6 protein-coding genes are annotated in these 12,229 nt (G+C 59.8%); all 6 read left to right on the top strand.

What is annotated here, in order from left to right; genetic code table 11:
* Positions 1-15 precede the first annotated feature (15 nt).
* A complete protein-coding gene (gene narI / locus HMPREF2874_RS07685; RefSeq protein ID WP_070649859.1) occupies positions 16-849 on the top strand; it encodes a respiratory nitrate reductase subunit gamma in 834 nt (277 codons plus the stop codon).
* Positions 850-879: 30 nt separating this feature from the next.
* Complete coding sequence (locus tag HMPREF2874_RS07680; RefSeq protein ID WP_070649857.1) at positions 880-2,103, top strand: MFS transporter; 1,224 nt, start codon at positions 880-882, stop codon at positions 2,101-2,103.
* 306 nt (positions 2,104-2,409) lie between these two features.
* The gene (gcvP, locus tag HMPREF2874_RS07675) at positions 2,410-5,250 is read left to right on the top strand and encodes an aminomethyl-transferring glycine dehydrogenase (protein WP_070649855.1); all 2,841 of its coding nucleotides are present in this window, start codon (positions 2,410-2,412) and stop codon (positions 5,248-5,250) included.
* A gap of 161 nt (positions 5,251-5,411) precedes the next feature.
* Positions 5,412-6,530 carry a glycine cleavage system aminomethyltransferase GcvT gene (gene gcvT, locus HMPREF2874_RS07670; protein ID WP_070649853.1) on the top strand — a complete coding sequence of 373 codons (1,119 nt, stop codon included), beginning with the start codon at positions 5,412-5,414 and terminating at the stop codon, positions 6,528-6,530.
* Positions 6,531-6,842: 312 nt separating this feature from the next.
* A complete protein-coding gene (locus HMPREF2874_RS07665) occupies positions 6,843-8,339 on the top strand; it encodes an L-serine ammonia-lyase (protein ID WP_070649851.1) in 1,497 nt (498 codons plus the stop codon).
* Between the two features lie 348 nt (positions 8,340-8,687).
* Complete coding sequence (rpoB, locus tag HMPREF2874_RS07660; RefSeq protein ID WP_070649849.1) at positions 8,688-12,194, top strand: DNA-directed RNA polymerase subunit beta; 3,507 nt, start codon at positions 8,688-8,690, stop codon at positions 12,192-12,194.
* Positions 12,195-12,229: the final 35 nt, after the last annotated feature.

Here is a 12,229-nt window from a genome sequence, read left to right as displayed (position 1 = left end):
CTGAGGAGACAACACGTGTACGTACTTGCTTCTGAGAGCGCAGAACACGCTGCACACGCTGTAGCCGATCCGGGCGTCGTAGACATCCTGCTGTGGGGCGTTCTGCCCTATGTTGCACTGGTCGTTCTGATTGGCGGCACCATTTGGCGTTACCGTACCGACCAGTATGGCTGGACGACCCGCTCGTCGCAGATTTACGAAGGCAAGTGGCTTCGCATCGGTTCGCCGCTGTTCCACTACGGCCTGGCCGCCGTCTTTATGGGCCACGTTGGTGGCCTGGTGGTCCCCAAGTTCTTGACTGACCTCGTCGTTTCGGATGAGACTTACCACATTGTGGCGCTGGTTGCAGGTTCTGTAGCGGCTGTTGCCACCATCGTTGGTATGTTTATCTTGCTGGGTCGCCGTGCAACGAACTCTGAGGTTCGTGCGGCTACCACCCGCAATGACGTTTTCATGTATATCGTCCTGGTTCTGGTGATTCTTGCCGGTACCGCGGCTACCCTGATTTCGGCAGTGAACCCGTCGGGCGGTCTGCCTCCGGTGAATGGTCACGAGGTTCACTTCAACTACCGTGAAACCATTGCCGTGTGGTTCCGTTCGCTGTTCTACTTCCACCCCGAGGTGGCTCTGATGGTGAACATCCCTGTAGCTTTCAAGATTCACATCATTGTGGCTATGGTCCTGTTCATTATTTGGCCCTTCACCCGCCTGGTGCACGCACTGACCGTGCCGTTGCACTACGTCTTCCGCCCCTACACCGTGTACCGCACCCGTGGCGGTCAGCGTGTGGGTGCGCGTCGAGGCTGGGACCCGGTGGGTACTCTCCCGCGTGAGCGTGCCGACCGCTAATACACATATCCATATTGCAAAAGAGGAAATATGAGCACCCCTGTTGCACCGAGCTACGACCTAAAGAAGGGTCAGCTTTTTAACGTTCTGCTGGCAACGTTCATCTCGACCATCGGCTTCTGGGCCTGGACCATCGTTGGTCCGCTGGCGAAGATGTACGCGAAGCAGATGCACCTGGACGCTGGTATGACCAGTGTTCTGGTGGCTATGCCGATCTTCATCGGCGCTATCGGCCGTATTCCCGTCGGCGGTCTGACCGACCGTTACGGTGGTCGTATTATGTTCACCATTGTTCTGGCTGTCAGCGCACCGCTGGTTCTGCTGGTGGGCGTGGCTGGTCAGATGAACTCTCTGCCCATGCTGCTGATTGTCTCCTTCTTCCTGGGTATTGCGGGTACCGTGTTCGCTGTGGGTATTCCCTTCAGCTCGGCATGGTATGACGCTTCGAAGAAGGGCTTCGCAACCGGTGTGTTCGGTGCGGGTATGGTGGGTACCGCGGTTTCCGCATTTGCTACCCCCCGCCTGGTGCAGGGTATCGGTTACTTCCCGACTCACATCCTGATTGCTGTGATTTGTGCAGTAACCGCCGTGATTGCTTTCGTGTTCCTGAAGGACTCCCCGGCAACCATCGGCCGTGAGGTCACCCCGCTGATGCCGAAGATTATTCGCGCATTCAAGGTGAAGACCACCTGGCAGCTCTGCTTCCTCTACGCAGTTGTGTTCGGCGCCTTCGTGGCATTCTCGAACTACCTGCCCACCTACCTGAGCAACATCTACCACTTCGACGCTAACGACGCTGGTCTGCGTGCGGCTGGCTTTGCCGCTGCCGCTGTGGTGGCTCGTCCCTTCGGCGGTGTCCTGGCAGATAAGTTCGGCCCGAAGGTTATCTCCCTCATCTCCCTGGGCGGTGTGGTGATCCTGGCAGTCGTGACCGCGTTCCAGCCCAATGCTGAGCACGTGTATGGTGCTGTTTTCATCCTGATGGCTGCTCTTCTGGGTCTGGGCCACGGCTCGGTCTACGGCTGGGTGGCTCGTGCGGCTGATCCGAAGAACGTTGGTGCGGTGTCCGGTGTGGTTGCTGCTGCTGGCGCTCTGGGTGGTTTCTTCCCGCCGCTGGTGATGGGTGCAACCTACAACCAGGCTGAGAACAACTACTTCATCGGTCTGATGCTGCTGGCCGTGACCGCGTTCCTCGCCTTTCTGTCGGCATTCCTCGTGCCGCACGGTGGCAAGCCGGATCACGCTAAGAAGTAATCCATTGAAGATATTTAGATATTCCTCGTAAGAGGTATATCTGAGCTTGTTTTCATAGGGGCCCCGGTTCGTTCTTCCGGTAACGGAGAACGAACCGGGGCCTTACTCTGTTCGGTATCAGGGGCGAGAGAATCCTTCGAGTCGTCAATATGAGGGTTAGGAGAAGAGTTATCGTCTCCGAGCATGTCGAATCGTGATAATGGTGAGAAAAATGTGCGGAGATGTGGGACACTTAAAGCGTTCGACTCGTCGCAATAGCGCGACGTGACCCCTCTACGGTTTGCGCCGACCAATAGGAGAATCCCTATGTCCTTTATTGATCGTCATCTCGGCCCCCGTTCCGCAGACGCAGAGCAGATGCTCGAAACCCTGGGATATTCTTCCCTGGATGCGCTGATGGACGCTGTTGTCCCCTCGCAGATTCGCCTCGACGGCGAGCTGCAGCTTCCCGCCCCGCTGTCGGAGCATGAAGCTCTTTCGAAGATTGCCGGCTACGCCGCTAAGAATAAGGTCCTGGCACAGATGATTGGCGCCGGTTACTACGACGCTGTGACCCCCGCTGTTCTGCGCCGCAATATTCTGGAGAACCCCGGTTTCTACACTTCCTACACTCCCTACCAGGCTGAGATTTCTCAGGGTCGCCTGGAAGCTCTGCTGAACTTCCAGAACACCGTGATGGAGCTGACCGGCCTGGAGATTGCTAACTCCTCGCTGCTGGATGAGGCTTCCGCTGTCGCTGAGGCCGCAGTTATGATGCACCGTGCGAACCGCAAGGTGAAGAACGGCTTCTTCGCTATTGACTCTCGATGCCTGCCCCAGGTTATTTCGGTGACCCGCGGCCGTGCGGAGATGCTCGGTATTCCCTTTGTCATCACCGATTTCTCCGAGGGCCTGCCCGAGGGTGACCTGTACGGTATTATCCTCGCTTACCCCGCCCAGGACGGCGAAATCCGTGATATCGAACCGCTCATCAAGGCTGCTAAGGAACGCAACGCCCTGGTGACGGTGGACGCCGACCTGTTGGCTCTGACCCTGCTGAAGTCTCCCGGTGAACTGGGCGCAGATATCGCAGTTGGTAACACCCAGCGCTTTGGCCTGCCCTTCTTCTTCGGCGGCCCGCACGCCGGCTACATGGCCGTTCACAAGGGCATGGAGCGCACCATGCCGGGCCGTCTGGTGGGTGTCTCGAAGGACCCGACCGGCAAGCCGGCCTACCGCCTGGCCCTGCAGACTCGTGAGCAGCACATCCGCCGCGAGAAGGCTACCTCTAACATCTGTACCGCTCAGGCTCTGCTGGCCATCGTCGCGGGTGCTTACGCGATGTACCACGGTCCCGAGGGGCTGCGCGCTATCGCGAACCGCCTGCACACGAACGCTGCACGTATGGCAACCGCTCTGGAGGCTGCAGGCTACGGCATCGCTCACGAAACCTTCTTCGACACCATCGTGGTAGAAGCCCCCGGCCGCGCTGATGAGCTCGTCGCAAAGGCCCTGGACGCCGGTATCAACATCCGTCGCTTCGACGAGGACCGCGTAGGTATTTCGGTGGGCGAGTCCCACGACGACGAGGTGCTGAAGGCCCTAGTTTCCGCTCTGGGCGGCACCCTCGGTGAGGCAGATTCGAAGTACGATCTGCCCTCCGACCTGCTGCGTACCGACGACTATATGCAGCACCCGGTCTTCCACAAGTACCGCTCCGAGACCGAGATGATGCGCTACCTGCGTCACCTGGCAGACAAGGACCTGGCCCTGGATCGCACTATGATTCCGCTGGGCTCGTGCACCATGAAGCTGAACGCCGCAGCTGAGATGGAACCCATCTCCTGGCCCGGTTTCGCCAACATCCACCCGCTGGTTCCTGAGGACCAGGCAGAGGGCTGGCACGAGCTGATTAAGGACCTGAGCGATTGGCTGGTTGCTATTACCGGTTACGATGCAGTGTCCCTGCAGCCGAACTCGGGCGCTACCGGTGAGTACGCCGGCCTGCGCGCTATCCGTTCCTTCCACGAGGCTAACGGTGACCACGAGCGCGATACCGTTCTGATTCCGCTGTCTGCTCACGGCACCAACGCTGCATCTGCAGCTCTGGCTGGTCTGAAGGTTGCCGGTGTGGCAACCGCTGCTGACGGTTCGATTGATGTTGATGACCTGAAGGCAAAGATCGAGAAATACGGTCCCAAGGTTGCCGGCATCATGATTACCTACCCCTCCACTCACGGTGTGTTTGAGGAGCAGGTTGCTGAGGTCTGCCAGCTGGTTCACGAGGCGGGCGGCCAGGTGTACCTGGATGGCGCGAACCTGAACGCTCAGATGGGCTTCGCTCAGCCGGGTAAGTTCGGCGGCGACGTTTCGCACCTGAACCTGCACAAGACCTTCTCCATTCCTCACGGTGGTGGCGGCCCCGGTGTTGGCCCGCTGGCTGTTCGTGAGCACCTGGCGAAGTTCCTGCCCGGCGACGCATACCGTGCTGACTCTGAGGGTAAGCTCCCCAACGACGCTGCACTGCCGATTTCGCAGGCGTTCTTCGGTTCTGCCGGCGTTCTGCCGATTAGCTGGATGTACATTGCGATGACTGGTGCTCAGGGTCTGAAGGACTCTTCGCAGTACGCGGTGCTGAACGCTAACTACATTGCGAAGAAGCTTAACGACAAGTACCCGGTGCTGTACACCGGCCCCGGCGGTCTGGTCGCTCACGAGTGCATCCTGGACCTGCGTCACCTGACTGATAAGTCTCACGTGACCGCAGAGGACGTCTGCAAGCGTCTGATGGACTACGGCTTCCACGCACCGACCCTGGCGTTCCCGGTTCCCGGCACCCTGATGGTTGAGCCGACCGAGTCCGAGTCCAAGGAAGAGCTCGACCGCTTCATCGAAGCGATGGAGACCATCTACGATGAGATCATCGAGGTCGCCGAGGGTAAGGTCGCCGTTGAGGATTCCGTCCTGCGCCACGCACCGCACACCGTTGATGTGGTCAGCGCAGACGAGTGGGATCGTGCGTACACCCGCACCCAGGCTGCCTTCCCGGTTCCGAGCCTGCGCGTCAACAAGTACTTCACTCCGGTGGGTCGTATTGACGGTGCCGGCGGTGACCGTAACTTCGTGTGCGAATGCCCCCCGATGGAGGCTTTCGACCTGGAAGCATAAGGAGCGTTTGACGCTCTAGGGGTAGCCACTGGGCTCACCCCGCCTCGCCCGTCTCCTCGCGAGACGGGCGGGTAGGCTCCCTATCTGGTCCTCTGCCGGAGAGGGAGATTTAAACACAATGATTGCAATAACAGCACAAAGCTGTGCGTGAGGAGAATTTAATGTCCCCCAAGAAGACCTCCCTGTACCCGGTTCACGAGAAGCTGGGCGCATCCTTCACCGATTTCGGTGGCTGGGATATGCCCCTGAAGTACTCGAACGACGTTGCCGAGCACGAAGCCGTTCGTACCCGCGCGGGTATCTTCGACCTCTCTCACATGGGTGAGTTCCGTGTGACCGGTCCGGACGCCGCAGCATTCCTTGACTACGCTCTGGTGTCGAACATGTCCGTTCTGAAGGTTGGCAAGGCAAAGTACTCCATCCTGGTCAATGACAAGGGTGGCGTTATCGACGATCTGATTACCTACCGCCTGGGCGATGAAGAGTTCATGGTTGTTCCCAACGCGGCCAACATTGACACCGATTACGCTGCTATGAGCGAGCGCCTGGGCGACTTCAACGTTGAGTTCGTCAACGAGTCGGATCAGACCTCCCTGATTGCTGTTCAGGGCCCTCGCGCGGAGGAGATTCTGCTGGCAGCCGGTGCCTCTGACGAGAATGCCGTGCGCGAGCTGAAGTACTACGCATCCGTACCGCTGACCATCGCCGGCGTTGACGTTCTGCTGGCTCGCACCGGCTACACCGGTGAGGACGGCTTCGAGCTGTTCGTACCGAACGAGCACGCAGTTGAGCTGTGGGACAAGCTGGCTGCCGCCGGTGAGCCCTTTGGCCTGACCCCCGCGGGTCTGGCTTCCCGCGACTCCCTGCGTCTTGAGGCCGGTATGCCCCTGTACGGCCACGAGCTGGGTCTGGACATCACCCCCTTCGAGTCCGGCCTGGGCCGCCTGGTTGAGATTGCGCTGGAGAAGAAGGCCGCCGACTTCGTGGGTCGCGAGGCACTGTCCGAGCTGGCAAAGTCCGAGTCTAAGCGTATCCTGGTGGGTCTGAAGGCTCAGGCAAAGCGCCCTGCACGTGCCGGCTCCAAGCTGGTGGACTCCGAGGGCAACGAGATTGGTGAGATTACCTCCGGTATTCCTTCCCCGACCCTGGGCTACCCGATTGCTATGGCTCTGGTGAACCGCGAGTTCTCGGAACTCGGATCCACCGTTGACGTGGACATTCGCGGTAAGCGTGCACCCTTCGACATTGTGGCTCTGCCCTTCTACAAGCGCGAAAAGTAACGAAATATACTGCGTGAGGTAACCTCCGCGAGGTGAACGGCGCCGTGTTTCCGAGAGGACACGGCGCCTTTCGCGTGTTAGAGCGGTGGCAGAGACGAAGCGGCCGGGGGAGAGGGGAGGAACCGAGGCGTACCCTCACCTTAGTTTCTGCGTCCTCGGAAGTGCGTTAGGATTAGAGCGGTTAGTCAAGGAGGACTGTCCGTTATCACTACCTCATATGAATTAGGTGGAATACCGAGCCGGATAGTTTTCGGTAACCGGCATTCCGCGCGACTGCGCCCCGCAGGGCGCAATGACTTCGAAGGACAGAACGTGGCGATTAATCAGAGCACCCCCAGTAGCGCCCAGAAAAAGGCGGAGGCCCTTCCCTACGACATCAGCGTTTTTGAGCTGTTCAGTATTGGTGTTGGCCCCTCCAGTTCCCACACCGTGGGTCCCATGCGTGCGTCGAATCGTTTCGTGGCTGAGCTGATTGATGAAGGTCTGCTGGATCGCGTGACCGGTGTGCATATCGATTTGTACGGTTCATTGGCGGCAACCGGTGCCGGTCACGGTACGATGAGCGCCGCGTTGAAGGGGCTGTGCGGCTTCGTTCCCGAGACGATTGATATCGCCGCTGCGGAAGCGATGATTGAGCGCAATAGTGTTGATGGCACCCTGCCTCTGGCCGGATATCCTTCCTCCTCATACGGAGTGAATGCTCCCGGCGGTGAGGAGAACAAGGTGTACGGCCCGGTGGTGCACTACCGTGAGATTGACATGACTTTGCGCACCCTGACTGTTCTTCCGCGCCATACGAACGGCATGAAGATTGCCGCGTTTGCGGGGGAGGAGCTACTGCTGGAGCGTACCTACTACTCGATTGGCGGTGGCTTTATCGTTGAGGGAGACGAGGAAGCTACCGGCGGTGCCTCGCTCACGAACCCGCCCTACCCCTTTGGTTCGGGTGCCGAGCTCGTCGAGATGGCGAACGAAGCTGGCCTGTCGATTGCACAGCTGAAGATGGCGAACGAGTGTTCGCTACGCACGGAGCAGGAGGTGCGCGCGGGCATCCTGCATATTTATCGCGTCATGAAGGAGTGCATTGGCTCCTCTCTGGCTCGTGTGGGGTATCTGCCCGGTCCGTTGAAGGTGCGTTGCCGTGCAGGTGCGTGGCACCGTGACCTGATGGTGGAGGATCCCGGCAAGTCTCCAGAGTTTGCGATTGACTGGGTGAACCTGATCGCTCTGGCTGTGAACGAGGAGAACGCCTTTGGTGGTCGCGTGGTGACGGCCCCGACGAACGGTGCATCCGGCATTATTCCGGCGGTGCTGCATTACGCGATGAACTACACCCCGGGTATCCGCCATTGCGGCCAGGCCGCCCGTGAGCAGGCGATTGTGGACTTCTTCCTGGCTTCGGCCGCCGTGGGTGTGCTGTACAAGAAGCGCGCCTCGATTTCTGGTGCCGAGGTAGGTTGCCAGGGCGAGGTGGGCAGCGCCAGCTCGATGGCTGCTGCCGGCTTGGCTCAGGTGCTGGGTGGAACCCCCGAGCAGGTGGAGAACGCGGCCGAGATTGCGATGGAACATAACCTTGGCCTAACCTGCGATCCCGTGGGTGGGCTGGTGCAGATTCCGTGTATCGAGCGTAATGCGATGGCCGCGTCGAATGCCGTGACTGCAGCGCGCATGGCCCTGCGCGGAGACGGTATGCACCGTGTGTCGCTGGATCAGGTGATTGAGACGATGCGCCAGACCGGTCTGGATATGTCGCACCGTTACAAGGAAACCTCGATGGGCGGCCTGGCCGTTAACGTGGTGGAGTGCTAGGTTCCTTGCGGTAGCGGGCGGGTTCTCAGGAGGATGAGTCCTTGAGAACCCGCCGGCGACCATCCGTGTAGGTTCTTCTTCAGGGCGGAAAATACATTTCTGTGTCAGGTTTGCGCTCGCTCCTCGGGTGTGGTAGACAAAATAGATTTCTTCCTGTATCGTTAGTATTTACGCTTTCCCTAACCTTTGTGCCTTCATATAGCGGTGGGCACGGGCTGAAGGTGACGTTTTCCGTCCGACATCTGTAGCTTCGAGCACCGTTTATGCGGGGGCCGAGGTCGTCATGTCGCCGGTAAAGTCGCCGGGAGGCTGATTGCTAACAGACATGTCTGTGGAAGGATCCCCATTTTGGTCGCTTCGAGCACCTCTAACCATGACGCCGCTAACGGCGCAGAGAACGTCTCGCGCCGAATTTCATTCGCGAAGATTAACGAACCGCTGAAGGTTCCCAACCTGCTTGCTATCCAGACCGATAGCTTCGACCGCCTCGTAGGTAACGAGCGTTGGCTGGAGCGTCTGGAGTCCGCGCAGGCTGCTGGTGACACCTCTGTTCCCGCAAAGTCCGGTCTGGCTGAGATCTTTGAAGAGATTTCCCCGATTCGCGACTTCCAGGAGACCATGCAGCTCTCCTTCTCCGAGCCCGAGTTCGCCGACCCCAAGTACTCCGTCGAGGAGTGCAAGGACCGCGACGCAACCTACTCGGCACCGCTGTATATCAAGGCTGAATTCATGAACCTCGCTACCGGCGAGGTTAAGCAGCAGACCCTGTTCATGGGCGACTTCCCCCTGATGACCGAGGCCGGTACCTTCGTGATTAACGGTACCGAGCGCGTGGTTGTCTCCCAGCTGGTGCGCTCTCCCGGCGCCTACTTCGAGAAGGCTCCGGACCGCACCTCCGATAAGGACATCTACTCGGCCCGCGTGATTCCCTCCCGCGGTGCATGGTTCGAGCTTGAGATTGATAAGCGCGACCAGGTGGGCGTCCGTCTGGACCGCAAGCGTAAGCAGTCCGTGACCGTTCTGCTCAAGGCTCTGGGCTGGACCGAGTCCAAGATTCTGGCTGAGTTCGGTCAGTACGACTCCATCCGCGCAACCCTCGAGAAGGACTCCGTCAAGGATCGCGACGAGGCTCTGCTGGACATCTACCGCAAGTTGCGCCCGGGTGAGCCCCCGACGGTTGAGGCTGCCCAGGCTCTGCTGGACAACATGTACTTCACCCCGCGCCGCTACGACCTGGCCAAGGTCGGCCGTTACAAGCTGAACCGTAAGCTTGGCGTGGACGTTCCCCTGGATTCCCCCGAGGCCTCCGTGCTCGGCCAGGACGACATCGCCCAGATGATCCGTTACCTCTGCGCTCTGCACGCTGGCGAGACCAGCATCCCGGGCGTACGCGACGGCAAGGAAATCTCCCTGAAGGTCGACATCGACGATATCGACCACTTCGGTAACCGCCGTATCCGCACCGTGGGTGAGCTGATTGAGAACCAGATTCGTACCGGTCTGTCCCGTATGGAGCGTGTGGTCCGCGAGCGCATGACCACCCAGGACGTGGACGCTATCACCCCGCAGTCTCTGGTGAACATCCGCCCCGTTGTGGCAGCTATCAAGGAGTTCTTCGGTACCTCTCAGCTGTCCCAGTTCATGGACCAGAACAATCCGCTGGCGGGTCTGACCCACAAGCGTCGTCTGTCCGCACTGGGCCCGGGCGGTCTGTCCCGAGACCGCGCAGGCATGGAAGTGCGAGATGTGCACCCCTCGCACTACGGCCGCATGTGCCCCATCGAAACCCCTGAAGGCCCGAACATTGGTCTGATTGGTTCGCTGGCAACCTACGGTCGAATCAACTCCTTCGGTTTCATTGAGACCCCCTACCGCGTGGTGACTGACGGCCGCGTGACCGATGAGGTCCGCTACCTGACCGCTGACGACGAGAAGTCTGTCGTTATTGCACAGGCAAACGCGCCGCTGAACCCGGACCGCACCTTCGCTGAGAACGAGGTTCTCTGCCGTGCGGGCGATGGTTCTGGCGAAGCTGTTCTGGTTGCTCCCGGTGCCGTTCAGTACATGGACGTCTCCCCGCGCCAGATGGTGTCCGTGGCTACCGCCCTGATTCCTTACCTGGAGCACGACGACGCTAACCGAGCACTGATGGGTGCTAACATGCAGCGTCAGGCTGTGCCCCTGCTGGAGTCTGAGGCTCCCGTGGTTGGTACCGGTATGGAGAAGTACGCAGCACTGGACTCCGGCGACTCCGTGCTCGCGAAGAAGCCCGGTGTGGTTTCCTCCGTGGACGCTAAGACCGTTATCGTCCGTAACGACGACGGCTCTGTCTCCACCTACCCGATCATGAAGTTCTCCCGCTCGAACCCGGGTAACTGCTACAACCAGCGCGTTGTGGTGAAGGAAGGCCAGCGCGTCGAATACCGCGACGTTATCGCTGACGGTCCCTCCACCGACGGTGGCGAGCTGGCACTGGGTAAGAACCTGCTCGTGGCGTACATGCCGTGGGAAGGCCTGAACTACGAGGATGCAATTATCCTCTCCCAGCGCATGGTTTCTGAGGACGTGCTGACCTCGATCCACATTGAGGAGCACGAGATTGACGCCCGCGACACCAAGCTGGGCCCCGAGGAGATTACCCGCGATATTCCGAACGTGTCCGAGGATGTTCTCTCGGCTCTGGACGAGCGCGGCATCATCCACATTGGTGCCGAGGTTGAGGCTGGCGACATCCTCGTCGGTAAGGTCACCCCCAAGGGTGAGACCGAGCTGACCCCCGAGGAGCGCCTGCTGCGCGCAATCTTCGGTGAGAAGTCCCGCGAGGTTCGCGACACCTCCCTGAAGGTTCCTCACGGCGAGTCCGGTACCGTCATCGGTATCCGCATCTTCGACCGCGAGAACAACGACGAGGACGATCTGCCCCCGGGCGTGAACCAGCTGGTCCGCGTGTACGTGGCTCAGAAGCGTAAGATTACCGACGGCGACAAGCTTGCAGGCCGCCACGGTAACAAGGGTGTTATTTCCAAGATCCTGCCGATTGAGGATATGCCCTTCCTGGAAGACGGTACCCCCGTGGACGTCATCCTGAACCCGCTGGGCGTGCCCGGTCGTATGAACATTGGTCAGGTTCTGGAAGTCCACACCGGTTGGCTGGCTAAGCAGGGTTGGAAGATCGAGGGCGAGCCCGAGTGGCTCAAGCACATGCCGAACTTCCCGAAGGAATCCGGCCCGACCCGTCTGGCAACCCCGGTGTTCGACGGTGCCCACGAGGACGAGCTGTTCGACCTCATGGATCACTCGAACCCGAACCGCGATGGCGACCGTCTGATTAACCGTTCCGGTAAGGCACGTCTGATTGACGGCCGTTCCGGTGAGCCGTTCCCGGATCCGATTTCGGTTGGTTACCAGTACATCCTGAAGCTGCACCACCTGGTGGACGACAAGATTCACGCTCGTTCCACCGGTCCGTACTCGATGATTACCCAGCAGCCCCTGGGCGGTAAGGCTCAGTTCGGTGGCCAGCGCTTCGGTGAGATGGAAGTGTGGGCGCTGGAAGCATACGGCGCCGCATACACCCTGCAGGAAATCCTGACCGTCAAGTCCGATGACGTGGCGGGCCGTGTGAAGGTTTACGAGGCTATCGTGAAGGGCGAGAACATCCCCGAGCCGGGTATCCCCGAATCCTTCAAGGTTCTGATCAAGGAAATGCAGTCCCTGTGCCTGAACGTTGAGGTGCTCTCCACCGACGGCAAGATTATTGAGATGAGCGACTCGGAGGAAGAAGGCTTCCGGGCAGCAGAAGATATGGGCGTGAGCCTGACCCACGACGAGCCCAGCTCGGTCGACGAGGCATAAGCACCGCCTCCTTCTAGGGTGGGGAACCCCGCATG

Origin of the sequence: Rothia sp. HMSC068F09 (assembly GCF_001812775.1) — a bacterium.
Classification (GTDB): domain Bacteria; phylum Actinomycetota; class Actinomycetes; order Actinomycetales; family Micrococcaceae; genus Rothia; species Rothia mucilaginosa_A.
The sequence above is the reverse complement of the archived record's forward strand: the minus strand, read 5'-3'. Positions and strand labels throughout refer to the sequence as shown.

What these genes read in the sequence shown, in the direction of transcription:
- gcvT (WP_070649853.1), top strand. Translation starts at nt 5,412, where the DNA reads ATGTCCCCCAAGAAGACCTCCCTGTACCCGGTTCACGAGAAGCTGGGC.
- gcvP (WP_070649855.1), top strand. Translation starts at nt 2,410, where the DNA reads ATGTCCTTTATTGATCGTCATCTCGGCCCCCGTTCCGCAGACGCAGAG.
- HMPREF2874_RS07680 (WP_070649857.1), top strand. Translation starts at nt 880, where the DNA reads ATGAGCACCCCTGTTGCACCGAGCTACGACCTAAAGAAGGGTCAGCTT.